The sequence below is a fragment of the Bradyrhizobium sp. SPXBL-02 genome, from assembly GCF_051853065.1.
GTDB lineage: Bacteria > Pseudomonadota > Alphaproteobacteria > Rhizobiales > Xanthobacteraceae > Bradyrhizobium.
This window is the reverse complement of record NZ_CP182474.1, coordinates 3175445-3199901: the sequence shown is the minus strand read 5'-3', so window position 1 is coordinate 3199901 and position 24457 is coordinate 3175445. Positions and strand designations below refer to the sequence as shown.

Here is a 24457-nt window from a genome sequence, read left to right as displayed (position 1 = left end):
GATGAGTGACGCGAAAAAGATCGCATTGGTGACGGGCGCCGGCACCGGCGTCGGGCGAGCGGCGTCGCTGGCGCTGATGAACACCGGCTTCACCGTGGTGCTCGCAGGGCGCCGGCTCGACATGCTCGAGGAGACGGCGAAGCTCGGTCCCGCCGGGAAAAGCCTCTGCGTCACCGCCGACATGACCAAGCCGGACTCCATTGCCGCGCTGTTCGACAAGGTGAAGGCGACCTATGGCCGGCTCGACGTGCTCTTCAACAATGCCGGCATGGGCGCGCCGGCCGTGAACTTCGAGGACCTCAGCCTCGAGCAATGGCAGGCGGTGGTGAATACCAACCTCACCGGCCCGTTCCTGTGCACCCAGCACGCCTTCCGCATCATGAAGGACCAGACCCCGCGCGGCGGCCGCATCATCAACAACGGCTCGATCTCGGCCCACGCGCCGCGGCCGTTCTCGGCGGCCTACACCTCGACCAAGCACGCCATCACCGGCCTCACTAAGGCCAGCAATCTCGACGGCCGCATGTACGACATCGCGGTCGGCCAGGTCGATATCGGCAATGCCGCGACCCCGATGACCGACCGCATGGTCAACGGCCCCGGCGTGCTGCAGCCCGACGGCACCACCAAGCACGAGCCGCGCATGGATGCGAAAGCGGTCGGCGATGCCGTCGCCTACATGGCCGGCCTGCCGCTCGATGCCAACGTGCTGACCATGACGGTGATGGCGACGAAGATGCCGTTCGTGGGACGGGGCTGAACTGAAAACTGCGAAAACAACCCCATGCACAGTAGGCGGCGTGGGGTTGCAACGGGCTTCGGCGCGCGAGGGTGACGTCAGCTAAATCCCGGCGCTGCCTCCACTATCGTCATTGCGAGCGCAGCGAAGCAATCCAGGCTGCCTCCGCGGTGACATTCTGGATTGCTTCGTCGCAAGGGCTCCTCGCAATGACGTGGAGAGAGCGGAGGCCTACTCTAGGGTCTCCACCTTCCGCAGGGTCGGAAACAGCTTCATCCAAAGCAGCGCCACGGCCACCGTACAGACGCCGCCGAGCACGGCGGCGGGCATGACGCCGAACAGGGCGGCGGTGAGGCCGCTCTCGAACTGGCCGAGCTGGTTCGAGGCGTTGATGAACAGGAAATTCACCGCCCCGACCCGGCCGCGCATCTCGTCGGGCGTCGACAGCTGCACCAGCGAGAAGCGGATCACGACGCTGATCGTGTCGGCCGCACCGAGAATCGCGAGCGACAGCACCGACAGCCACATCCAGGACGACAGCGCGAACACGATGGTGGCGAGGCCGAACACGATCACCGCCTGGAACATGCGCAGGCCGACATGGCGCGAGATGGCGTGTCGCGCCAGCACCATGGTCATCAGCAAGGCACCGACCGCGGGCGCGGCGCGCAGCACCCCAAGTCCGACCGGGCCGGTCTGCAGGATGTCGCGGGCATAGATCGGCAGCAGCGCCGTGACGCCACCGAACAGCACGGCGAACAAATCGAGCGAGATGGTCCCGAGGATTGCCGGGTTGCTGCGAATGAAGCGGACGCCGGCGAAGATGTTGTCGGAGTCCATCCCCTCCCTTGCGATCGCCTGCGGGCGCGGACGGATGAAGCCGGTCAAAATCATCCCCAACACCCAGAACAGGACCATCACGGCATAGGCCAGGTGCGGGGCGATTGCGTAGGCGATGCCGCCGAGCGCAGGTCCCGTGATGGTCGCGACCTGCGCCGCCCCACTGGAGACGGCAGTGGCGCGCTGGAGCGAGCCCTGCGGCGCGATCAACGGCAGCAGCGCCGCCGTGGTCGGGCTCTCGAACGCGCCGGCGATTCCGAGCAGAAAGGTCGCGATGAAGATCTGCACCTCGCTGACCGCGCCGAGATAGGTGATGGTCGCGAGATAGAGCGCGGTCGCGGCCTCCACCAGCTGGCAGAGCTGGACCACGCGCTTGCGCTCGTAGCGGTCGGCGGCGTGGCCTGCGACGAACACCAGAAGCGCCGTGGGCAGGAACTGGACGAGGCCGACCATGCCGAGGTCGAAGGCCGAGCCGGTGAGATCGTAGATCTGCCAGCCGATCGCAACCGCCGCGATCTGGCTGGAGAAGCGCGACAGGCTGCGCGAGAGCAGGAAGAACAGGAAGGCGCGGTGGGCGAGAAGCGCGCCGGCGCTGACCGGTCGATGTCCGGATATTGGCTGCTCTGGCATCGCCTGTCGGGTCACCCTCGGACCGCTCTTTCCCTCGATGTCGAAGGCCTCCCGCGTGGCCGAGGTGGCCCCGCTTGTCAACACTGGGGCGTTTCCGGCCGGTCCCGGCATTGCCTTTGCAGCGCAGGCGCGGCCATAATCATTGAGGGTTTGAGGACACCATGCTGCGCTTGCAATCGGCACTCGGCATTTTCGCATTGCTGTTGATCGCCTTCGCGCTGGCGGAGAATCGCCGCGCCGTGTCGCTGCGCCAGGCGGCGATCGGCCTCGCCGCGACCTTCGTCACCGCCCTCGTGCTGCTGAAGCTGCCGGTCGTCGCCCATGCCTTCGGTGCCATCAACGACGCGGTCGGCGCGATCTCGGCGGCCTCGCGGGCCGGCTCCGCCTTCGTGTTCGGCTATATCGGCGGCGGAGCCCTGCCCTTCGACCTGAAGGCGCCGGGCGCGGACTTCATCCTGGCGTTCCAGGCGCTGCCGATCGTGCTGGTCATGAGCGTGCTGACGACGCTGTTGTTCTATTGGCGCGTGCTGCCACCGATCGTCCGCGGCATGGCCTGGCTGCTGGAGCGTACGCTCGGCGTCGGCGGCGCGGTCGGTCTCTCGACCGCCGCCAACATCTTCCTCGGCATGGTCGAGGCGCCGCTGTTCGTGCGGCCGTATCTGGCACAGATGACGCGCAGCGAGTTGTTCCTGGTCATGACCGGCGGCATGGCCGGCATCGCCGGCACGGTGCTGGTGCTCTATGCGACGCTGCTGGCCCCGCTCATCCCCGACGCCGCCGCGCATTTCGTCATCGCCTCCGTGCTCGGCGCGCCAGCGGCGATCCTGGTCAGCCTGATCATGGTGCCCGAAACATCCGACAAGCGCACCGGCGGCGCGCTGGAGGATCCGGAGATGGAGGTCGCCAGCACGATGGACGCGATCGTGAAAGGCACCAGCGCGGGGATCGAGCTGCTGATCAACATCGTCGCGATGCTGCTGGTGCTGGTGGCCCTGGTCTATCTCGTCAACGCAATGCTCGGCCTGCTTCCGCACATCGGCGGCGCCGCGATCTCGCTGCAGCGGCTGCTCGGCCTCGTCATGGCGCCGGTGTGCTGGCTGATGGGGCTGCCGTGGGATCAGGCGATCACCGCCGGCAGCCTGATGGGCACCAAGACCGTGCTCAACGAATTGATCGCCTATGTCGACTTCTCGAAGCTGCCGCCCGATACGCTCGATCCGCGCTCGCGCCTGATCATGCTTTATGCGATGTGCGGCTTCGCCAATTTCGCCAGCCTCGGCATCATGATAGGCGGCTTAGGGGTGATGGCGCCGGAGCGGCGCGAGGAGATCAACGCGCTGGGCCTGAAGTCGATCGTGTCGGGGACGCTGACGACGTGCCTGATGGGGGCGGTGGTGGGGGTGTTGGCGTAGGCTATCTCTACCGTCATTGCGAGCGAAGCGAAGCAATCCAGGCTGTTTCCGTAGAAACATTTCTGGATTGCTTCGCTTCGCTCGCAATGACGGCGGAAGGAACGTACGGCTCAACCGCATAGTTTCGATTTCTGCAGGATGCGGCGCACCTCGGGCATCTTGGCACGGCACGGCTCGGCCGCCATGGCCTTCGCTTCGCTGGTTCGCCCCTGCGCCCACAGCAACACCGCCATCAAGCCCTGCGCCCCGGCACGCACCGGCCCGCCCGCCACGTCCGAAGCTGCGAGCGCCATGGCGGTTCGCGCTTCCGTCTCGGCGGCACTAAGGTTCGCTTTTTCCAGGAAGAAGACCGCACGGTACACGTGAGCCCGCGCGTCTTTCGGGTAGCGGGTGACGAGATCGAGCGACCGTGAGACCATCTCGTCAGCCTTCACCGGCACTTCCGAGGCGCGGATATAGTGCGCGGCGTCGGCCATGTAAGCCGAATAATGCGCGGCGGCGAAGCCGGCGCAGATGAGAGATCCGACGGAGCCTGCAAGCAAGGTCATGCTCGCACTCCGCGGCAGGCTGTCATAGGACCAGAAGGCCAGCCACGGCGTGACGGCGAGCGCGGCGCCGGCCACGGCACCGCCTGCATGCGCATAATAGTTGACGTTGCCGGACGCGCCGAAGGCAAGCGGCAGCAGCGCGGGAACCCCGAAGAACAGCGAGGTCTTCAGCCTCGATATGGTTTGATCGGCGTCCGCTTCTGGATCGAAGCTCGCGACGAACAGCGCGGCGATCAGCCCGGTGATGGCGCCGGACGCACCGACGCCGACCGTGCCGGGACCGTTGCCCAGCAGCGAGCCGGCCTCGCCGGCCAATGCACTGGCAACGAAGATCAGCGCGAACCAGCCGCGGCCGATCAGCGACTCCAGCCTGACGCCGACGATGAACAGCGCCACGCAATTGCTCACGAGGTGCCACCCGCTGCCATGCAGAAGCGGCGCAAGGCCGATCCGCCACCACTCCCCCCTTCCGATGACGAGATCGTAGCCGGAGGCGCCCTGAGCGATCAGCGAGCGGACATCGAGGTCGCCGTCCCGCGCAATGTCGACGGCCAGACTGCGTTGCAGAGCGAAGATCAGGAGCAGAGCGAAGATCAGGCCAAGGGTGAGGAAGGGGATATCGGCCAGAAGCTTGTTGTCGGCAAAGAGCGTCTCCTCGCTTGAAGAGTGCTTCTCACCAGCGATCGGCGCGGTGGCGGGTTGAAACGACGCTCTTGGAGCTGGCGCTACGGTGCCGCGTCGGCCAAAAGTGTTGGTCGCCATGAAAGCATTTCCCGCGTTGTCACAGCCTTGAGTTGACGCGAGAGGTATTTTCGACTGGTTAGCGCCGAGGTTGCGGGGCGGCCGAAATCATCACGATTGCTGACCGCCCGGTTTCGCGGATCGACCGCATTTTAGCGATCAAGGGTCGCGCTTACGCCTTCAACTCCACCGTCTTGAACTCAGCGGGGAGGATCACCTCCAGCAGCTCCACGTCGTCCGAATAGTCCAGGATCATGTGCCTGATCTTCGGCGGCTGGGTCCAGGCGCTGCCTTGCTTCATCAAGGTCTCGCCCTGTCCGTCCATATAGGTCTTCACCCACCCCTTGAGCACGTAGACCATCTGGAATTCGACGTCGTGATAGTGGAGCTTGGAGACCTCGGCCGGATTGCAGGGGCCTTGCAAGCGGATCACATGCGCCTGCGCCAGGCCATGGGTCGCCTCGGCGATGCCGAGATCGCGGTACTTCGCGTAGGTGCGCAGGCCGTCGGCCTTGAAGTCTTCCTCGCGGTGATGGCTGACGGCGATGCGCTGCTTCGGACGTGCGGGCTTCTTCGGGGCGGCAGTGCGCGCCTTCGCCTTCACGGCCTTGCGTGCAGAGGATCGCGCCGCCGCCTTGGCGCCGCTCCGCTTCTTGACCGCGGTCTTCATTGCAGGCCTCGATGCCTTTTGCTTGGCCATTGTCTGCCTCCCTGTTCTGAGCCGCGCCCGTCGCGCCGGTGTGGCCCGAACGCCAGATTACCCAGTCGTGGGCGAAGCGGCAATTGCGGGCTGATTGTGCTGAGTAGCGCCGCATCTGCGCTTACCCTCCCCTGGAGGGGGAGGGTAAGAGGCTGTTGGCCAGTCACGCAATCACCGCATCGATCGTAGCTTGCCCCAGGCTGGCGTGGCGAGCGGCTGTCGTCTCGTCTTCGTTCTCGCGCTGAACTAGTCTCGTCGGGGAAATCCGGGGGAATGATTCATGGGCAGCAATGTCGGTCAGCGTGCATTTCATCATGCCCGGCTTCAGAAACGGCAAAAGGCCGAATCGCTACCCTTGCTCGGGCAAGCGCTCGAATTGCACAAGAAGGGACGCCTGCCCGAGGCCAAGGCTGCCTATCGCCAGCTCCTGCAGATCGCACCCAATCAATTCATCGCCCTGCATATGCTCGGCGCCCTGGAGTCCGATGCGAAGAACTATCAGCAGGCCGAGATCCTGCTGAGCCGGGCGGTTGCCGCGGATCCGCGATCGGCCGAAGCCCATATGAGCCTGGGCGTCGCGCTGAACGGGCTGAAACGTCACGCTGAGGCCCGCGAGATTTATCGCAAGGCCCTCGCCTTGCGGCCCAACTACGCCCTGGCCCTGTCCAATCTCGGGAACGCGAGCGCAGCCCTTGATCGCCACCAGGAAGCGCTCGAGAGCTACGATCGGGCGCTCGCCATCGACGGAAACCTGGCCGAAGCCCACAACGGCCGCGGCTCCGCGCTCTGCCGTCTGCGCAACTACGACGAGGCGCTCGCAAGCCTGAACCGCGCGCTCGCGATCAAGCCCGACTATGCGGCGGCGCTGGCGAACCGCGCCGTTGCACTCCGGGAGCTGCAGCGATTTGACGAGGCCATGGCGGATTGCAATCGGGCGATCGCCCTAGCCCCTGACGACGTGAACGGATGGCTCTGGCGCGCCAATGTCTTGCTCCAGACCCAGCAGATGGCCCAGGCATTGGCCGATTGCGAAAAGGCGCTCGCGATCGCGCCCGATTCCGATCAGGCTCACCTGGTGCTGGGCCTCTGCCTTGCCGGGCTCGGCCGGGTCGACGAAGCCCTGGCCAGTTTCAACAGAGCCCTCGACATCCGGCCCGACCTCGAGAGCGCGATCTCCAGCAAGATCTTCGCGCTCGACTTCGTGCCGGACGCGAGCGTCGCGCAGCATCAGCAGGCGCGACGCGTATGGTGGGAGCGGATCGGCGCGAAACTCGCGTCAGAAGCGGCGGCACCGCATGACAACAGCCGCGATCCGGATCGCCGCCTGGTGCTGGGCTACGTCTCGTCGGACTTCAACGCGCATTCGGCCGCGTTCATTTTCAAGCCCGTGCTGCAACACCATGATCGGGCCCAGTTCGAGATCGTGTGCTACTCGTGCTCGTCGAAAGTGGACGCGACGACACGCGAATTTCAAGCCATCGCCGATCGCTGGCGTGATGCCTCGCAATGGAGCGACGATCGCCTTGCCGCCCAGATTCGCGACGATCGCATCGATATCCTGATCGATCTGTCCGGCCATACCAGAGGAAACCGCCTCGGTGTATTTGCGCGCAAGCCGGCACCGATCCAGGCGCACGGCTGGGGCCACGGCACCGGCACCGGACTGCCGACGATCGACTATCTGTTCTCGGATCCGGTCGGGATTCCTTCGGCGGTTCGGCCTCTGTTTGCAGAGACGGTCGTCGACCTGCCGTGCTTCGTGACCCTGGCGGCGCTGCCTGCCGGAATTGCGCAGGGCAAGACGCCGGCGCTCTCGAACGGCTTCGTCACATTCGGTGTCTTCAACCGCATCAGCAAGATCTCGGACGAGGCAGCGGCAGTCTGGTCCAGGATTCTCGCGCGGGTGCCGGGCTCGCGACTGCTGATCAAGGACGTTGCGCTCGACGATCAACTGGTCCGCGACAAGCTGCTGGCGCGATTTGCGGCGTGCCGATTGCCGGCCGAACGCGTCGATCTGCTTGGAGCCACCTTGCGGGACGAGCATCTGGCATCGTTCAACCGCATCGACATTGCCCTCGACCCGTTCCCGCAGAACGGCGGCGTCAGCACATGGGAAGCCCTGCAGATGGGCGTGCCCGTGGTGGCGAAGCTGGGGAGCAGCCTGCCCGGCCGCGCTGCCGGCGCCATCCTCACCGCGCTTGGCCTGCCGGACTGGGTCGCCGACAGCGAGGAGGCCTATGTCGAGATCGCGGCCAGCCGTGCGGCCGTGATCGGCGAGCTCGACCAATTGCGCCGCGAATTGCCCGCAACGATCAACGCCGCGGCCGCGGGCAACCCCGTCTCATATGCGCAAGCGGTGGACGAGGCCTATCGCGCGATGTGGACGCGCTATTGCAACAGCGGCGTCTGATTGGGAGATCTCGTAGGGTGGGCTAAGCGTAGCGTGCCCACCATTACTGGATATCACGGAGAGATGGTGGGCACTGCGCGCGAAGTGCGCGCCTTTGCCCACCCTCCGAGACCGCTGCGCTGTTCAATGCAGCCGGAACACGCCGTCGACGGCGCGGAGCTCGGCCGGCTTGATCAGCTTGCAATGTGCCACCGTGACCGAGTGGAGGGGACCGTCGAGCTTCTCCTGCCAGAACGCCAGGAAATCGGTCAGCGCGGGGAATTTCGGAAACATGTCGTAGTTCTGCCAGACATAGGTCTGCAGCAGCGAGGGATGATCCGGCATCCGATAGAGAATTTGTGCCGTCGTCAGCCCGTAGCCCAGCATCTGTTTCCGGAATTCCTCGGAAACGCCCCCAACGCGCAGTCCCATGCCAAACCTCCTTTGCAGGAGCGCATTTGCGGGGGGTGGCCTGTCCGTGCCCCGGGAGCCACCCGGAAACGATGCGCTCACATGAGAGAAATGTGACGCAAACTGACAACTCATCTCAAGCCCAAAAGTTTAACAAGCTGTTGAAATTCAATGCTTTAGCAGCAGAGACGACTCCGTGCTAATACGGCCTCCCAAGCGGCCTCAAAGAGGCCTCCGAGGCTGGTTAACGATGGAAAAGGGTTTCTGGCAGTCCGCGCTTTCGGCTGCTATTTTTTCTGCTACAAACCCTTGCCCCCGCAAAATTCCTGTCCTATTTCAGCGTCGCCCGTGCTAGCACTCACGGGCAACGATTGCTAACAATCTCAAAACCTCAACCCGAGCAATTGCTTAGGAGGACTGCATGAAATTCCGTCCGCTTCACGACCGCGTCGTGGTCAAGCGCATCGACGCCGAAGAGAAGACCGCTGGCGGCATCATCATTCCCGACACTGCCAAGGAAAAGCCCTCCCAGGGCGAAGTCGTCGCCGTTGGCCCCGGTGGCCGCGACGAAGCTGGCAAGCTGATCCCGATCGACCTGAAGGTCGGCGACCGCGTGCTGTTCGGCAAGTGGTCCGGCACCGAGGTCAAGATCGACGGCCAGGACCTGCTGATCATGAAGGAGAGCGACGTGATGGGCGTTCTCGAAGTCAGCGAGTCCAAGAAGAAGGCGGCTTAAGAGCCCCTCTCCTCCCTCCAGTCAAACCCTCAAGGAAAAATTCAGATGGCAGCCAAAGAAGTCAAATTCTCGGTTGAAGCGCGCGACAAGATGCTGCGCGGCGTCGACATCCTCGCCAACGCGGTGAAGGTCACGCTCGGTCCGAAGGGCCGCAACGTCGTGCTCGACAAGTCGTTCGGCGCTCCCCGCATCACCAAGGACGGCGTCACCGTCGCCAAGGAGATCGAGCTCGACGACAAGTTCGAGAACATGGGCGCGCAGATGGTGCGCGAAGTCGCCTCCAAGTCCGCTGACGCGGCCGGCGACGGCACCACCACCGCGACCGTGCTCGCGGCCGCGATCGTGAAGGAAGGCGCCAAGTCGGTCGCCGCCGGCATGAACCCGATGGACCTCAAGCGCGGTATCGACCTCGCGGTCGAAGCCGTCGTGGCCGACCTCGAGAAGAACTCGAAGAAGGTCACCTCGAACGACGAGATCGCCCAGGTCGGCACCATCTCGGCCAACGGCGATGCCGAGATCGGCAAGTTCCTCTCCGACGCCATGAAGAAGGTCGGCAACGAGGGTGTCATCACCGTCGAGGAAGCCAAGTCGCTCGAGACCGAGCTCGACGTGGTCGAGGGCATGCAGTTCGACCGCGGCTACATCTCGCCCTACTTCGTCACCAACGCCGACAAGATGCGCGTCGAGATGGACGACGCCTACATCCTCATCAACGAGAAGAAGCTCTCCTCGCTGAACGAGCTGCTGCCGCTGCTCGAGGCCGTGGTGCAGACCGGCAAGCCGCTGGTCATCGTCGCCGAGGACGTCGAAGGCGAAGCGCTTGCGACCCTGGTCGTAAACCGCCTGCGCGGCGGCCTGAAGGTCGCGGCCGTCAAGGCTCCGGGCTTCGGCGATCGCCGCAAGGCCATGCTGCAGGACATCGCGATCCTGACCGGCGGCCAGGCGATCTCGGAAGATCTCGGCATCAAGCTCGAGAACGTCACGCTCAACATGCTCGGTCGCGCCAAGAAGGTGATGATCGACAAGGAGAACACCACGATCGTCAACGGCGCCGGCAAGAAGGCCGACATCGAGGCGCGCGTGGCCCAGATCAAGGCGCAGATCGAGGAGACCACCTCGGACTACGACCGTGAGAAGCTCCAGGAGCGTCTCGCCAAGCTCGCGGGCGGCGTCGCGGTGATCCGCGTCGGCGGCGCGACCGAGGTCGAGGTGAAGGAGCGCAAGGATCGCGTTGATGACGCGATGCATGCGACCCGCGCGGCCGTGGAAGAAGGCATCGTTCCGGGCGGCGGCGTCGCCCTGCTCCGTGCCTCCGAGCAGCTCAAGGGCCTGCGCACCAAGAACGACGACCAGAAGACCGGCGTCGAGATCGTGCGCAAGGCGCTGTCGGCGCCCGCTCGCCAGATCGCGATCAACGCCGGTGAAGACGGCTCGGTGATCGTCGGCAAGATCCTGGAGAACAAGGCCTACAATTACGGCTTCGACTCCCAGACCGGCGAATATGCCGACCTCGTCAAGAAGGGCATCATCGACCCGACCAAGGTGGTCCGCACCGCGATCCAGAACGCAGCCTCGGTGGCCGCGCTCCTGATCACCACGGAAGCCATGGTCGCCGAGCTGCCCAAGAAGGGCGGCGCCGGCCCCGCGATGCCCCCGGGCGGCGGCATGGGCGGCATGGACTTCTGATCCAGCCTCTCAGGCAAAGTCGAGACACGCGAAACCCCGGCAGCGATGCCGGGGTTTTTGTTTGGGCGATGCACGTCAAAGTGGTAAAATGGTCATTCCGGGGCGCGACGAAGTCGCGAACCCGGAATCCATTTCACCACTTGCTCATGGCCTACTACGTCTATCTCCTCGCCAGCAAGAAATACGGCACGCTCTACATCGGCGTGACGAACGACATCGTTCGCCGTATCCATGAACATAAGAGCAAAGCCGTCGCCGGTTTCAGCAAGAGATACTCTGTCGACAGGCTCGTTTGGTTCGAAATCTACGACGATCCCCTAACTGCCATCGCGCGAGAAGGAATTGAAGAAGTGGCGACGGGAATGGAAGGTCCGGCTTATTGAGGAGAAGAATCCCCAGTGGATCGACCTATATCCACAAATCGCGAGCTGAGCTTGCAGATTGATGGATTCCGGGCTCAGCGCTTCGCGCTGCCCCGGAATGACAGCCCGGATAGAGCGCGCGCAACCAGGCGCTGCGCGCTGCCCCGCAATGACGGCCCCCCTCACTCCACCTTCCCGATCCGCTCGAAGCGTGGCTCGCCGTCTTCGTCGAGCGACCAGAAAATCCGCGTCACCTTGCCGATGAGATTGTCCATCGGCACGAAGCCGAATGTCGACTGCATGCGGCTGTCGGTGGAATTGTCGCGGTTGTCGCCGAGCACGAAGAAGTGGCCCGGCGGCACCGTGAAGGCGTTGGTGTTGTCGAGGGTGCCGTCGTCGGCGCAGTCGTAGGTCACATAGGACGCGCCGCTCGGCAGCGTCTCGCGCCAGCGCTTGACGGCCGCGCGGTCGTCGACACCGCAGGCCTCGCCGGCGGGTGTCGCCTCCAGGGCGACGCGCGTCACCGGGCGGCCGTTGAGGATGAGCTGGCCCTGCCGCATCTGGATGCGGTCTCCGGGCAGGCCGACGACGCGCTTGACGTAGTCGACAGAACTGTCCTTCGCCGTCCGGAACACGACGATGTCGCCATATTCGGGATCGGCGGCGAGGATGCGGCCCGAGATCCAGGACGGCGCGAACGGAAGGGAATAGCGGCCATACCCGTAGGCATATTTCGCGGCGAAGACGTAGTCGCCGACCATCAGCGCCGGTGCCATCGAACCGGAGGGGATGTTGAACGGCTGGTACAGGACGAAGCGAAACAGGATCACCGGCGACCACAGCACCGGGATCATCAGGATCAGGACAACGATCGCCTTCCAGTCGCTGGATCGCGCCGCGGGGCGGATCGATTCCTGAAGAACGGTCATGTGCCTTCCCTGATCAAGACGTTGCGGCCCCAAGATGACGCAACCTGCGAGCGCGCTCAATCCCCGACCAGCTCAAATTGGTCGCGCCGCGCGCCGATCGCGTTCATCGCAGACGGCGGCAACGCAGATGTGAAGGGCCGCCCGTGGGCGGCCCTTCGGTTCATGCGCTCTCGGGCGCCTTCAGGCGCACGAGCCGGGTCAGCAGCGCATCGAGGCCCTGGCCGTCACCGGCATGGAGGTCGATGCGGCCGACCTTCTCGACCAGCCGCTCCAGCGACTCCAGCTCCTTGAGCCGCAGCAGCAGGGGGTTCTCCTCCATCAGGCGGGCAGTGTTCAGGAGCGAACGCGTCGCCGCGGTCTCCTCCTGCCGGCGGATCAGGTTCGCCTTCGCGACCCGCTCCGCCTCCACCACCTTGTTCACCAGCTCCCGGATCTCGCCGGGCAGGATCACGTCCTTGACGCCGAGCTCGGTGACCTCGACGCCGGACTCCGCGACGCGTGCCCGCACATAGTCGCGCAGCTCCGCATCCAGCGCCGCCTTCGCCGACAGCACCTCGTCCAGCGTCCGGCCAGCTACCGCCTCGCGGATCGCGAACTGCACCAGGCGGTACAGCCACGCATCCACGTCGGGCACGGTCGCAACCGTGCGCTCGGGATCGACCACCTTACGGAACGCCGTCAGCGTCACCCGCAGCGCGATGCGATCCTTGGTCAGCATCTCCTGCGCGGTGATCTCGACCGCCTGGGGCCGCAGGTCGAGGCGCTTCACCTCGATCTTGCGGCCGACGGTCCAGAAGGCGTGCCGGCCGGGCGCGAGCCGCTCGGTGAGCCGGCCCTCGACATAGAGCAGGCCCGCCTCGTGGTTCTCGACCACCGTCTCCGACGTCACGGCCGAACGGTTGCGCTCGATCATGGCCAGATGTCGCGCGCTGACCTTGGGATCAGCGGACACATCGATGCGCTCGACATCGATGCGGGTTGCGACCTTCCAGTAGACGCGCACCTGCCAGGGCGTCATCAGATGCACGGGCCGGCCGTCGAGGCTGACGATGGCGATCTCGTCCGCCTTGGTCTCGACCGCCTCGAACAGCTCGGCGGCCAGATCAGGCCGCGCGGCCTTCAGCACCGCGTAGCGCTCCGCAGGAAATTCGCTGCGGACCACGTCGAGCACCTCGGCGCTCAGCTCGTGCAGGGGATCGAACAGGCGATGCTTGCCGGGCGCGAGCACGCGCACGAGCTGCCCGTTGCGCGTCAGCAACGCACGCTCGCCATCCTTCACCGTCACGTTCAGCATCAGCAAGTGCCAGCCCTTGTTCAAAGTCATGGCACGCCTCCTTCATTTGCGCCCGGCCGAATGCCGGACGACAGGTTTCGTTTGCAAAGGACTTGAGGACGCGGACGACGCTTCCCATGAAATCGGCGGGCCGGGGCTTGAGCTTGCACGATGACGGGCGCACGCGCGCGATCGCGCGACTGACGTCGCGCGGTCATGCGGAGCCACCCGGCATCGGCGCAAGCGGTATCGACCCGCGGCGCAAAGCCGGTCTCACAGTGTCGTTGTTCGGACGAAAGCCTTTTGGGCAATGCGGCCGGACGGCGACTGAAGCGCGCGTCCGGTCCCCTTCAGAGGTATCAGCTTATGAGGCTGAAACGGAGCGCTGGAGCGGGATTCGAACCCGCGACAGGATGAGTCACAATCATCTGCTCTACCAAACTGAGCTATCCTTTGTGCAAGAGACCGGAATCGAACCGATGCCTTCGGGCTTTCAACCCGACGCTCTCCATGAGCTACGTCCTGCGTTTCTCCTTCATTCGGCGGGACACGAAACCGGAAGACCGGCCCGCGCCAGTCGGGATCTCAACGAGCCCGAACCCACGGCCTAGCGAAGGACGGCGCTAATAGACCAGGCACGTTCGGGTTGCAAGGGGGTGATGCAAGATTTTTCATCCGTCATTCCGGGGCGCGGCGAAGCCGCGAGCCCGGAAGCCATAACCACAAGTCCTAGTTGGAGATCCCGTTGTTGAGATCATCCCAGTTGGGATTCTGTTCGTCGATCAATCGCGTCTTCCAATCCCGACGCCATTTCTTCAGTTCTTTTTCTCGAGCAATCGCACTCGCGGGGTCGTCGAAAATCTCAAACAGAACCAGCTTGTCGACGCCGTATCGCTTGGTGAATCCCGGGACGACTTTGGTCTTGTGCTGGTAAACGCGTCGAACGAGGTCGCTGGTTACGCCAATGTAGAGCGTGCCGTATTTTCTACTCGCCAGGATGTAGACGTAGTACGCCATTCCATCGGCCTGTGATTATGGATTCCGGGCTCGGCGCTTCGCGCCGCCCCGGAATGACGAGCGGATGTTAGGATGAAGCGGAGAGTACATCAACCAAAAGCTGTAGTCGCAGTATTGCGATCGTTGCTCCGCGAAGCGCCTCAACCGCGCGACATCGCCTGGAAGCACGCCCTCACCCAGTCGATGGTCACGCGCGCTGCAGCGTCGCGCTTGAGATGGTTCTGCACCAAGAGCCAGACGTCGCGGCGCTTCGGTAGCAGCGTGGCGCGCAGGCGGCGATCGCCGAGCAAGTCCGCGCAAACATACTCCGGCAACACGCCTGCGGCCTGATGCGCGCGGATCAGGTTACGGATGACACGAACGTTGTCGGTGACGCAACGCGCGCGGGCTTTCTTGGTGCGCAGGAATTGCATCTCGGGAATGGCACCGAGCTCGTCCGGATAGACGCAGAGCATCGGCTCGCCTTCGATCCTCGCAGGCTCGAAGTAATAGAGCTTGATGTCGCCGACCCTGGAGATCGCGAAATCGCCCTTGTCGGGCTTGCGCAGGCGGATGGCAAGATCGGCCTCCCAGCGCGAGAATTTGACGTTCTCGCTCGAGGTGAGGAATTGCAACGTCAGGCCGGGATGAGCGCGCAGGAAGTCGCTCGTGCGCGGCGACAGCACCGCCTCGGCGACCGTATTGGTGGAGGCGATGCGCAGACGTCCGACCGGACCTTCCAGGCTCTCGCTGAGGCGACCGATCTCGGCGGCATGTGCGGCCATCGCCTCGACATGCGCCAGCACCGCCTCGCAACTCCGCGTCGGCCGGCGGACGCCGTCGGCGGCCTCGAACAGACGCAAACCGAGCGCACGCTCGATGCGCGACAGCCTGCGTCCGACCGTCGTTTCGTCGATGCGCAGCCGCGCGCTGGCGCCGGCGTAGGTGCCCTCCTCCCTGACGGCAGCGATGATGCGCAGATCGTCCCAGTTCATTGCGCGAGGCTATACCGGCCCCGAGCGGCCTGCAATATCGCAGCCACCCGCTGCAATATCCCTGCATATCGGCAGGCCTCCGCGGCGCTATGTTTCGTTCAGCCTTTGCCCCGGAGATTCCCAAGACCATGACGACCGCGAAGACCCTGCTGCAGCTCGCCGGCGCCGATCTCAACCCGCCGCGCCTTGCCGACGCCGCGCTGGTGCTGATCGATATCCAGAACGAGTATCTCGAAGGTCCTCTCGCTTTGCCCGAGGCGAGACCTGCGATCGCGCGGGCGGCTGCGCTCCTGGCACGGGCTCGCGACAGCGGCGCCGCGATCTTCCATATTGCCCATCGCGGCAAGGCCGGCAGCCTGTTCGATCGTGGCGCTGAGCGCGGCGCCATCGTCGCCGAACTGAGCCCCCGTGCCGGCGAGCTGGTGATCGAGAAGGAGTTGCCGAATGCGTTCGCCGGCACTGATTTGCAGGCGCGCCTTGCCGCAACCGACAGGAAGAACATCGTGCTGGCCGGCTTCATGACGCATATGTGCGTCAGCTCCACCGCGCGCGCCGCGCTCGACCTCGGTTTTCGCACGACGATCGATGCCGATTCCTGCGCCACGCGCGACCTGCCGGACGGCCGCGGCGGCACGCTGGACGCTCGAACCATCCATGAGGTTGCACTCGCCGAGCTATCCGACCGCTTCGCCATCATCGCGCGCGGCGACGCACTGAAATAATGGAGCAACGCGATGCTGCAACTCTATTTCTCGCCGATGGCCTGCTCGCTTGCGAGCCGCATCGCGCTGATGGAAGCAGGCCTCGAGGCGCACTATCATCTGGTGCATCTCAGGACCAAGCAGGTCGTGGACGACGACAGCGACTTTCGCGACGTAGCGCCGAAGGGAGCGGTGCCGGTCCTCGTGCTGGAGAACGGCGATCGGCTGACGGAGAGCGCGGCGGTGCTGCAATACATCGCCGATCTGAAACCGGAGACGGGTCTTGCGCCGCGGTTCGGCGATCCCGATCGCTATCGCCTGCAGGAATGGCTGAGCTTCGTCGGCGCCGAGATCCACAAGGCGTTCCTGTTTCCGACCTTCTGGTACAAGGACGACGGCTCGCTCGCCAAGCCGCGTGCACGGATCCCGCAGACCCTGTCGGTGCCGTCAGCGCATCTGGCAGACCGCGAATTCCTCGTCGGCAACGGCTTCACCGTGGCAGATGCCCATCTCACCTGGGCCTTGCTGCTGCTCCGTCCGGCGGGGGTAGACATCACGCAATGGCCGCCGCTGGCGGCCTATCTCGAACGCATGCAGGCGCGGCCCGTGGTGCGAGAGGCGATCGCCACCGAGATGGCGCTGCGCAAGACCATGCCCGCCAATGCCGCGTAGCAGGTCACCGATGCGGGCAATGGCGCTGGCAAAGCGAAAAAACAAAAGGGCCGCAGTGAGCGGCCCTTTTGCGTTACCGGGAATTGACTGAGATCACTCCACCCGCGCCAGCACGGCGAGCTTGCGGATGCCCTTGTTGCGGTAGGCGTCGAGGAACGCGTAGTAGTCCTTGAACGACACGCAGCCGTTGGAATCACCGTTCGGCCCGAGCATGAAGGTGTGAGCGAGCAGGCCGTCGCGGCCGTAGATCGCACTCTCGCCGCCGATCGGGGTCAGGCGCAGCGCCGGCACGCCGTGGAACAGCGCCTCGCGCGGCTTCAGCGTGTAGATGTGCGGGGGCGTCACGCCGCGCATGCGGATCTTCGAGGAGCGCGGATCGTCGAGATTGGAGCCGAGGCCGGAATGCGCCTCGAGCCTGGTGCCGTCGGGCAGATACACCGTTTTGGCGGTGATGTCGTAGACCGCGGTGTCGCGCTCATAGGGCGGCGCGCCGCCGAGCATGGGGTTCTGCTCCTTCGGCGCGATGGATGCCGTCACGCTGGCATCGGCCGAGGCGTAGGCGAGCAGTCCACCCGACGGCTCGCGCTTGCCCCAGAGCTTTTCGACCATCGACTGGCGCGGAGCGGTGATCGACATCACCGCGGCCTTGGCGCGATCGGCGAAGGATTTCGGTTTCGCTTCGGGCGCCGGCACGATCTCGGCCGGGTCGGCCGAGGCCAGTTGCATCTGGCCCTCGCGCTTGGCCTTGTCAGCAGGCTTGTCGATGGTCTTGTCAGTGGATTTGGCCGCCGGCTTCAGCGCGTCCGCGACCTTGGCGATCACGCTCTGCTTCGGGGCGTCCTTCGAAGTTTCCTTGGTTGCCGCAACCTGGGCTGCGGGTGCGCTCGCGGCATTCGACGGCACGCCTTGCGTCGCCGCCGCGGCAAAGCGCTCGTTGAACATCTCGCGCGAGATCGGAGCTGCGACCTGCAGCCGGTCGGGCAGCAGCGCGAAAGTTTCCTTGATGGCTTCGCCCGCCTCACGCAGTGCCACCCTGGGCGCGCGCTTGATCACCGGCTCGTCGTAGCCGATGCTGCCCACCGTCGGATAGACGCTCGCGCCGAAGATGTTGCTGTGGATGGTCCAGCCGGCGCCCATCACGACGCAGCCGATCGCCGCGGCGCCAAGCCAATTGGTCGTTGTCATTTTCCGGGAAGATTTCCGCGAATTGTTCTTGGAGAAATTCTTGGACTTCCGTGCCGCGTTACTCTGCGCAGCGATACTCGTACTCATTCGCCTTGCGTCCAGGACGGTGTCACTCAGTCCCCCTTCGAAGCGCCGCTGGTCACGATCCGGGAACAGCATCTCGCAGAGGGTCGGAGCGTCATTAAGGCGACTTTTAGTTAAATGCGGATTAAGTTCGGGCGGATCTGGGGCAACTCGTTAACGTTGTCCCGTTTTGAGAAAAAAGCCCGCAGAACTACGGACTTAGTCGGGTCTGTTCACCATAATTCTCGGCCGATTCAGCACGCTCTGCGGACGTCCTCGGCCACATCCATGACGCACTCAACAACGTCATTTTCGTGATCCTCGACTGCCCCCAAAACGTAATGCGCAAGCGTTGCGCGAGGCTGGTGGAGCACGCGTCCGATAGGCCTCTTCCGCCGGCCATGCGGCACCGGCCCAGGCGCATGACGCGTCACGCGACCTCACGCGGCACGGCGCCGTGACTGAAAGTTGATCGCGTCGGTTCTGGACATCGCCACCGCGAGAAAATAGCTGCCACGTCGGCACTTCTCAGCAGCCTCTGCGTGTGATACGGTACCGTATCGTCCCGCCCTGACCTGTGCCGAGCACGCAAACGGAGGCTGGCATGAGAGGGATCGCGCGCGCAGGGCTTTTCGCCCTGGCGGGGTCGCTTCTGTTGATTGGATCTGCGATGGCGCAGCCTGCGGCCGATGCGGGCTGCACGGCATCGCCGTCGGCTGCCGGGACGCAGACCTGGCGCTGCGACAACGGCATCACCATCGTCGCGGAAAACGGCGCCAAGTTTGAACTGAAGGACGCCAACCGCGACGGACATATAGACTCGGTCGAATTGAGCAGCAAAGCCTTGCTGCTCGAGGTGCCCAAGAAGCCGCGGGGCAATCCCTTCAAGGTGCTGACGCCGCAAGCGATTGCCGCGGTGCGCGGCACCAAATGGGCGGTCGATGTCGCTGACGCCAAGACCGCCGTGTTCGTCGCAGACGGCCGGGTCGGCGTGAGCCGCAGGGCTCGTGGACGCGGCGTCGTGCTTGGGCCCGGCGAAGGCGTCGATGTCGAGGCAACCGGCCCCCTGATCGTCAAGACCTGGGGCCAGCCGCGCGTCGATGCGCTGATGGCAAGACTCGGGCAATGAGCCCCTGGTCGACCAGGCCCGGCCCATGAAATTTGGACAATAGGATTGCAAGACGACCGCATGCGCAGCCGACGCGTTCAGATCCTGGTGGCACTCGTCCTCACCGCGCTGTGGGGCGCGGGCATCTATGCCACGCATGCCGACGGCCATCTGCGCTTTCTCGACCGCCTCGAAGCGACGCTGACAGACTGGCGGACGCAGGCCCGCGGCGTGCAGCGTCCGCCGGATCTCGTCACGATCGTCGCGATCGACGACACCGTGGTGAAGCGGGGCGGCAGCTATCCGCTGCCGCGCGCCGATCTCGCCCGCGTCGTCGACACCATCGTGCAGTTCAAGCCGAAGGTCGTGGCGATCGACCTGCTGCTGGTCGATCGCAGCGCAGCGATCGGCGATGCGACGCTCGCCAACACGCTCGCCACCGGCCCGATGGTGCTCGCCGCCGCGGCGATCTTCCCCTCCGCCAGCGAAACCGTGGCCCCCAGCAGCGAAGGTCCGCTGGCCGTGCTGCCCGAGGCCGAGCGCTTCCTGCAGCCATTGCCCGCATTCGCCGTTCACGCCGAGGTCGGCGTCGTCAACGTCGCGACAGGGCAATCAGGCTCGCCGCTCGCGGTGCCGATGCTGTTCCGGACCCGCGACAAGGTCGAGCTGTCGTTTCCGTTGCGCGTCGCGGCCCGCGCGCTCGACAAGCCGCTGACCGTCGCGCCGGGCCATCTCATGCTCGGCGATCGCCTGGTGCCGACCGACAGCAATCTGGCATTGCCGATCACCTATTACGGCCCGCGCCGCACCATCCGTACCGTCAGCGCACAGAGCATCTTCGACGGCACGCTCGATCGCGCGGCCATCGAGAACCGGATCGTCGTGATCGGCGCCTCCGTCGCCGGCGGCGGCGATTTCTATCCGACGCCGTTCGATTCGCTGATGCCCGGCGTCGAGGTGGTCTCGACCGCGATCACGCATCTCGTTGCCGGCGACGCCATCTTGCGCGACCACAGGGTCCGCATTGCCGACGCGCTCACGGCGATCCTGCTGCCGATGCTGCTGGTCGGCCTGCTCGCCTGGCAGCGCATCGCGCTCGGCACCATGGCCGCGGCCGCGGTGATGATCGCCTGGGCCGGGCTCAACCTGTTCGCGTTCATGCATGGCGTCTGGCTGAACGCCGCGACCACGCTCGTCGCGGCGGTACCGCCGGTTGCGGTCTTTGCCGGCGTGCAGCTGTGGGCCGGGGGCCGCCGCACGCAATATTTCGCCGCCCGGAGCAGGTCGCTCGCGCAATTCCAGGCTCCGGCGCTGCAGGATTGGCTGGCGCGAGATCCGAACTTCCTGTCGAAGCCGGTGCGGCAGGACGCAGCCGTGGTGTTCGTCGATCTCTCCGGTTTCACCGGTCTGAGCGAGCGGATCGATCCGGACGAGCTCACGGATATCCTGAAGGCGTTTCATGCGCTGATCGACCGGACCGCGATCGATTGCGGCGGCATGATCACGGGCTTCCTCGGCGACGGCGCCATGATCCTGTTCGGGCTGCCGCGCGCGATGCCCGACGATTCGGCACGCGCGCTGAAATGCGCGATCGATCTGCATCGCGGCCTCGCAGGCTGGATCGCCTCGCTGCCGCCGGCGATCGCAGGTCAGCTCGGCTTCAAGATCGGCGCGCATTGCGGCCCGATCGTCGCCTCGCGGCTCGGCGAAAGCCATCAGCACATCACGGCGACAGGCGATACCGTCAACGTCGCAAGCCGGCTGATGGAGATTGCCGCCCAGAACGATGCGCGCCTCGCGCTGAGCGACACGCTGCTGGATGCGGCCGACTTCCAGGGCGCGCCCGACGGCGTTTTGTCCGGCCCCCTGCTCGCTCAGGTCCGCGGCCGCTCCGGCGTCGTGACCGTCTGGTTCTGGCGCGACCGGGATGGACCAGGCCAGGATGCGGCCAAGGCCGAGATGATGGGCTAAAGCGCGATGAAGTGAGGCTCGATCGCTGCAAAGACGGAGGTGCGCTCCCTCTCCCGCTTGCGGGAGAGGGTTGGGGAGAGGGTGTTTCCGCAATGGGACAATCCCCTGGAGGAGAAAACCCTCACCCGCGCCTTCGGCGCGACCTCTCCCGCAAGCGGGAGAGGTTGCACCGAGCCCGCGGCAATCGATTCGACCTAGAGCCATTCCGCTCTAAGGCGCTACCGCGCTTCCGGCGGCGGCGAGCGGTCCAGCACCTCGCCCTTGGCACCTTCCAGCAGGTCGATGCCGTAGGTCTCGACCACGAGCGGCCCGCGCTTGCGCTGCAATTGCGCCACCTGCGTCACCTGCGCAAAGAGAGCATTGAGGGCGGGATTTCCGTCTGCGCGTAGCTCGTCGACATAGAGCAGCCTGCCGGCGAGCAGCTTGGGATCGGGCTCTTTCATGTTGATCCAGCGGATGCGCTGGCTTTGCTGCGCGACGCAGGTGCCGCGCGGCAGATAGAATGCGAGCCAGCTCGTGGTGCCGTAATCCTGCGCGAGCACACAGGTCGCGCCACTGCGCACGCGCACCGCCTCGATCTCTGCCGCGAGCTCGCGCCAGCCGACACCGACACTGCGCACGGTGGCATCGCGGCGATATCCGGACAACCAGCCGGTATTGGCCTGCACGATCAGGGCTGCGAACATGACGATGCCCACCGGCGCGGCCCAGCGCAGGCAAAAGTCGACGAGGCGCCGCTGACGCGGCTTCCACTGCGCGAGATTGGCGGCGGCGGCCGCGGCTATGACAAACGGCGGATACACCGGTGCGAACCAGTTGGCCTCGACGCGGGCATGCAGCGAATGCCAGACGAAATAGGCGACGATGGTCCAGAACATCGTCTCGATCAGCACCCGCGAGGCCAGCGCGCCGGCGCGCTGCCAGGTCAGCGCGTGCAGGCCCATTGCGCCGAGGATGAAGACCAGCGGCGTTGCGAACGCGATCTGGGTCGGGATCAGCTCGGCGATGAAGACGGGGCGGAAGTCCTCGATCCTGGCGCGGCCGAGCTGCTTTGCGAACGAGACCCATTGATGGTCTGCATTCCAGAGGATCACCGGCGAGAACAGCGCCAGGGCCACGAGGCCGCCGAGATAGGGCCAGGGCGAGAGAAACCAGCGCCGGAGTTTTGGCACGGATGCGAGCCAGATCAGGATCGCCGGCCCGAAGAACATCGCGGTGTATTTCGACAGCAGCGCCGCGCCGACCGCAACGCCAACCGCGAGCCACCAGGCGCCCCGTCCCGTCTCCAGCACCTTGGCGAGGAAGAACAGCACGAAGCTGGAGGCGACCAGCAGCGGCGCATCGGGCGTGACGATCAGTGTGCCGACGGAAGCAAGCAGCGTCACATTGAGCAGGATGGCGCTGGTCGCGGCCACGCGTGCGCCGCCGAACAGGATCGCGGCGGAGCGATAGACCGCGTAGCTCATCGGCAGCGCCAGCAGGATCGAGACGAGGCGGACGCCGAGCTCGGTATCGCCCGCGATCATGGTGCCGGCGCGGATCACATAGGCGACCATCGGCGGATGGTCGTAATAGCCTCCGGCGAGGCTCTTCGACCACATCCAGTAATAGGCTTCGTCGAACGTGATCGGGGTGAACGCGGCTGCAACGAGCCGCAATCCCACCAGCGCGAGAATCAGCAGCGCGGTATTGCGGACGATCCGCGCGTCAGCTCCGCCCATGTCGCGCTATTTCTTGCGCCAGACGAACAGTCCGGACATCGCGTAGTTCCACACCACGCCCATCAGCGCGCCGGCCATGCCGGCCAGCCACCAGATCGGCTCCTGGTCGTAGACCGAGAAGGCGACGCCGACATTGGCGAGCAGGCCGACGCTGCACACGATGTAGAAGGCGATCAGGCCGCGCAGCAGCGCAAAGCCCTTCAGCCGCTGGTCGCGATAGGTGAGGAAGTTGTTGAGGATGAAATTGCTGGTCATGGCGACGATGGCGCCGGCGGCCTGCGCCTCCGCGAATGGCGCGTTGAACAGGCGAAGCGCGATGAACAGCGTGGTCAGGTGCACCACCAAGCCGAAGCCGCCGACCATCGCGAACAGGATGAAGCGCAGCGAGACGACGTCGTTGGTCAGCTTGGCGAAGACGAGACCGAGGAAGTCGAGCGCGACCATGGAATCGAGCTTGCTCTCGCCGTGCTGGCGGGCGCCGAAGGTGTAGGGAATCTCGACCGCCCGCAAGCTGCCATGCGCGGTCGCGACGATGTCGAGCAGGATCTTGAAGCCGTGCACGGAGAGCTTCGGTGCGAGCTGCTCGAAGCGGTCGCGGCGGATCATGAAGAAGCCGCTCATGGGATCGGCAATCTCGACCCGCAGCATCTTCTTGGCGACCTCGGTCGCGAGCGCGCTGGCGCCGGCGCGCTGCTTGTTGAAGCCTTCGCTCTTGTAGCCCTCGATGTAGCGGCTGCCAACGACGAGGTCGGCCTGATCGCTTGCTAGCAGCAACAGCATCTTGGGCAGCTGCGTCTCGTCGTGCTGGAGGTCGGCATCGATCACGGCCACATAGGGCGCGCTGGAGGCGAGGATGCCCTCGATGCAGGCGCCCGACAGGCCGCGGCGGCCGATGCGGCGGACGCAGCGCACGCGGCTGTCGCGCTGCGCCAGTTCGCGCACGACGTCCCAGGTGCCGTCGGGCGAATTGTCATCGACGAACACGACTTCCCAGGCGACGTTGGCGAGCGTCGCCTCCAGGCGCCGGTACAGCACCGTGACGTTGTCGCGCTCGTTGAAGGTCGGGACGATGACCGACAGTTCCGGCCCCTCTTGAGCCTGGTTGTCGATGCCCGGTCTGATCGCTTCGTTCATGACGGCAGCGTATATCCGCCGCATCCTGCGCTGCCAAGCCGGGGTTCTGGGGAATGGCCGAAAAGGGCCCTAAAATGCCAACGACCCCGGAACGGCGGGCCGCGCGTACATCCGGCGCAGGCCTTAAGCTATTCCAAGGTCGTTCCGGCGATGGAGATCTTTACGCTCAACGTCGCCGTTAGAAGCTAAATGGGGACGGCAATGGCGTTCCGCAAGGGGCCGAAACCCGGATTTTCATGCCCTATTGGTTGGGCACTTCCCGGATGATCGGCCCGCGTGGCGCGGGCGCGGCGGGGGCTGCCGGTGCCGCCGCTGGGGCCGGCTCGGCCTTCGCCGGCTTGGGCGGCTTGCCGTACTGGCCGATCGGCCCGAACACGACGGCAACCGCAAGCACGACCGCCGCGACGATCGCCCCCAGAATGCCACCCACCGACTCAGACGACATGCAAGTCCATCCCCGCTCCAGACCGGCCCACTGATACCACGGATGCGCGCGCGGCCGGAAGAGCTCACAG

At 65.2% G+C, this 24457-nt stretch carries 21 protein-coding genes, 2 tRNA genes and 1 pseudogene; 10 read left to right on the top strand and 14 right to left on the bottom strand.

Annotation, left to right across the window (positions count from 1 at the left end; translation table 11 throughout):
- Nucleotide 1: 1 nt before the first annotated feature.
- Complete coding sequence (locus tag ACNJYD_RS14645; protein ID WP_212258092.1) at nucleotides 2–760, top strand: SDR family oxidoreductase; 759 nt, start codon at nucleotides 2–4, stop codon at nucleotides 758–760.
- A 210-nt stretch (nucleotides 761–970) separates the two neighbouring features.
- On the opposite strand, the gene ACNJYD_RS14640 is transcribed toward ACNJYD_RS14645, so the two are convergent.
- Nucleotides 971–2209, bottom strand: coding sequence for an MFS transporter (locus tag ACNJYD_RS14640; protein ID WP_439366746.1), 1239 nt, complete (start codon nucleotides 2207–2209; stop codon nucleotides 971–973).
- A 161-nt stretch (nucleotides 2210–2370) separates the two neighbouring features.
- Between ACNJYD_RS14640 and ACNJYD_RS14635 the strand changes: the two genes are divergently transcribed.
- Nucleotides 2371–3621: a NupC/NupG family nucleoside CNT transporter gene (locus ACNJYD_RS14635; protein ID WP_439366745.1), complete on the top strand. Its 1251-nt coding sequence runs from the start codon at nucleotides 2371–2373 to the stop codon at nucleotides 3619–3621.
- A 110-nt stretch (nucleotides 3622–3731) separates the two neighbouring features.
- On the opposite strand, the gene ACNJYD_RS14630 is transcribed toward ACNJYD_RS14635, so the two are convergent.
- Nucleotides 3732–4931 carry a rhomboid family intramembrane serine protease gene (locus ACNJYD_RS14630; RefSeq protein WP_439366744.1) on the bottom strand — a complete coding sequence of 400 codons (1200 nt, stop codon included), beginning with the start codon at nucleotides 4929–4931 and terminating at the stop codon, nucleotides 3732–3734.
- A gap of 151 nt (nucleotides 4932–5082) precedes the next feature.
- Entirely contained in the window at nucleotides 5083–5610 is a 528-nt protein-coding gene (locus ACNJYD_RS14625) for a cupin domain-containing protein (RefSeq protein WP_212258089.1), read from the bottom strand.
- Nucleotides 5611–5890: 280 nt separating this feature from the next.
- On the opposite strand from ACNJYD_RS14625, the gene ACNJYD_RS14620 reads away from it, so the two are divergent.
- Nucleotides 5891–8020 (top strand): tetratricopeptide repeat protein, encoded by a 2130-nt coding sequence (locus ACNJYD_RS14620; RefSeq protein ID WP_439366743.1) that lies wholly within the window; start codon nucleotides 5891–5893, stop codon nucleotides 8018–8020.
- A gap of 123 nt (nucleotides 8021–8143) precedes the next feature.
- On the opposite strand, the gene ACNJYD_RS14615 is transcribed toward ACNJYD_RS14620, so the two are convergent.
- Nucleotides 8144–8431, bottom strand: a complete 288-nt coding sequence (locus ACNJYD_RS14615; protein ID WP_036029809.1) for an usg protein — start codon at nucleotides 8429–8431, stop codon at nucleotides 8144–8146.
- 400 nt (nucleotides 8432–8831) lie between these two features.
- On the opposite strand from ACNJYD_RS14615, the gene ACNJYD_RS14610 reads away from it, so the two are divergent.
- The 3 genes and pseudogenes from ACNJYD_RS14610 (at nucleotide 8832) to ACNJYD_RS14600 (ending at nucleotide 11264) form a co-directional block, all read left to right on the top strand.
- Nucleotides 8832–9146 (top strand): co-chaperone GroES, encoded by a 315-nt coding sequence (locus ACNJYD_RS14610; RefSeq protein ID WP_025037205.1) that lies wholly within the window; start codon nucleotides 8832–8834, stop codon nucleotides 9144–9146.
- Between the two features lie 45 nt (nucleotides 9147–9191).
- A complete protein-coding gene (groL, locus tag ACNJYD_RS14605; RefSeq protein WP_194467474.1) occupies nucleotides 9192–10832 on the top strand; it encodes a chaperonin GroEL in 1641 nt (546 codons plus the stop codon).
- Nucleotides 10833–10978: 146 nt separating this feature from the next.
- Nucleotides 10979–11264, top strand: a pseudogene (locus ACNJYD_RS14600) (GIY-YIG nuclease family protein).
- Nucleotides 11265–11376: 112 nt separating this feature from the next.
- Here the strand turns inward: ACNJYD_RS14600 and lepB are convergent.
- The 6 genes from lepB to ACNJYD_RS14570 form a co-directional block, all read right to left on the bottom strand.
- The gene (gene lepB / locus ACNJYD_RS14595) at nucleotides 11377–12123 is read right to left on the bottom strand and encodes a signal peptidase I (protein WP_439366742.1); all 747 of its coding nucleotides are present in this window, start codon (nucleotides 12121–12123) and stop codon (nucleotides 11377–11379) included.
- Between the two features lie 160 nt (nucleotides 12124–12283).
- Nucleotides 12284–13417: a slipin family protein gene (locus ACNJYD_RS14590; protein ID WP_439367477.1), complete on the bottom strand. Its 1134-nt coding sequence runs from the start codon at nucleotides 13415–13417 to the stop codon at nucleotides 12284–12286.
- Nucleotides 13418–13782: 365 nt separating this feature from the next.
- Nucleotides 13783–13848 (bottom strand) — tRNA-His (locus tag ACNJYD_RS14585).
- A 4-nt stretch (nucleotides 13849–13852) separates the two neighbouring features.
- A tRNA-Phe gene (locus ACNJYD_RS14580) sits at nucleotides 13853–13922 on the bottom strand.
- Nucleotides 13923–14125: 203 nt separating this feature from the next.
- Complete coding sequence (locus ACNJYD_RS14575) at nucleotides 14126–14413, bottom strand: GIY-YIG nuclease family protein (RefSeq protein ID WP_439366741.1); 288 nt, start codon at nucleotides 14411–14413, stop codon at nucleotides 14126–14128.
- A gap of 140 nt (nucleotides 14414–14553) precedes the next feature.
- Complete coding sequence (locus ACNJYD_RS14570) at nucleotides 14554–15387, bottom strand: LysR family transcriptional regulator (RefSeq protein WP_439366740.1); 834 nt, start codon at nucleotides 15385–15387, stop codon at nucleotides 14554–14556.
- Nucleotides 15388–15515: 128 nt separating this feature from the next.
- Between ACNJYD_RS14570 and ACNJYD_RS14565 the strand changes: the two genes are divergently transcribed.
- Together ACNJYD_RS14565 and ACNJYD_RS14560 are read left to right on the top strand one after the other, a co-directional pair.
- Nucleotides 15516–16109, top strand: coding sequence for a cysteine hydrolase family protein (locus tag ACNJYD_RS14565; RefSeq protein WP_439366739.1), 594 nt, complete (start codon nucleotides 15516–15518; stop codon nucleotides 16107–16109).
- Between the two features lie 12 nt (nucleotides 16110–16121).
- Complete coding sequence (locus ACNJYD_RS14560) at nucleotides 16122–16760, top strand: glutathione S-transferase N-terminal domain-containing protein (protein ID WP_439366738.1); 639 nt, start codon at nucleotides 16122–16124, stop codon at nucleotides 16758–16760.
- Nucleotides 16761–16853: 93 nt separating this feature from the next.
- On the opposite strand, the gene ACNJYD_RS14555 is transcribed toward ACNJYD_RS14560, so the two are convergent.
- Nucleotides 16854–17945, bottom strand: a complete 1092-nt coding sequence (locus ACNJYD_RS14555; RefSeq protein ID WP_439366737.1) for a DUF2778 domain-containing protein — start codon at nucleotides 17943–17945, stop codon at nucleotides 16854–16856.
- Between the two features lie 667 nt (nucleotides 17946–18612).
- Here ACNJYD_RS14555 and ACNJYD_RS14550 point away from each other — a divergent pair.
- Together ACNJYD_RS14550 and ACNJYD_RS14545 are read left to right on the top strand one after the other, a co-directional pair.
- Nucleotides 18613–19137 (top strand): FecR domain-containing protein, encoded by a 525-nt coding sequence (locus ACNJYD_RS14550; protein WP_439366736.1) that lies wholly within the window; start codon nucleotides 18613–18615, stop codon nucleotides 19135–19137.
- 60 nt (nucleotides 19138–19197) lie between these two features.
- Nucleotides 19198–21087, top strand: coding sequence for a CHASE2 domain-containing protein (locus ACNJYD_RS14545; protein WP_439366735.1), 1890 nt, complete (start codon nucleotides 19198–19200; stop codon nucleotides 21085–21087).
- A 218-nt stretch (nucleotides 21088–21305) separates the two neighbouring features.
- Here ACNJYD_RS14545 and ACNJYD_RS14540 read toward each other — a convergent pair whose 3' ends face one another.
- The 3 genes from ACNJYD_RS14540 to ACNJYD_RS14530 form a co-directional block, all read right to left on the bottom strand.
- Nucleotides 21306–22808 (bottom strand): glycosyltransferase family 39 protein, encoded by a 1503-nt coding sequence (locus ACNJYD_RS14540; RefSeq protein WP_439366734.1) that lies wholly within the window; start codon nucleotides 22806–22808, stop codon nucleotides 21306–21308.
- A gap of 6 nt (nucleotides 22809–22814) precedes the next feature.
- The gene (locus ACNJYD_RS14535) at nucleotides 22815–23942 is read right to left on the bottom strand and encodes a glycosyltransferase family 2 protein (RefSeq protein WP_172783026.1); all 1128 of its coding nucleotides are present in this window, start codon (nucleotides 23940–23942) and stop codon (nucleotides 22815–22817) included.
- Nucleotides 23943–24183: 241 nt separating this feature from the next.
- On the bottom strand, nucleotides 24184–24387 hold the full coding sequence (locus ACNJYD_RS14530; RefSeq protein ID WP_439366733.1) for a hypothetical protein: 204 nt from the start codon (nucleotides 24385–24387) through the stop codon (nucleotides 24184–24186).
- Nucleotides 24388–24457 lie beyond the last annotated feature (70 nt).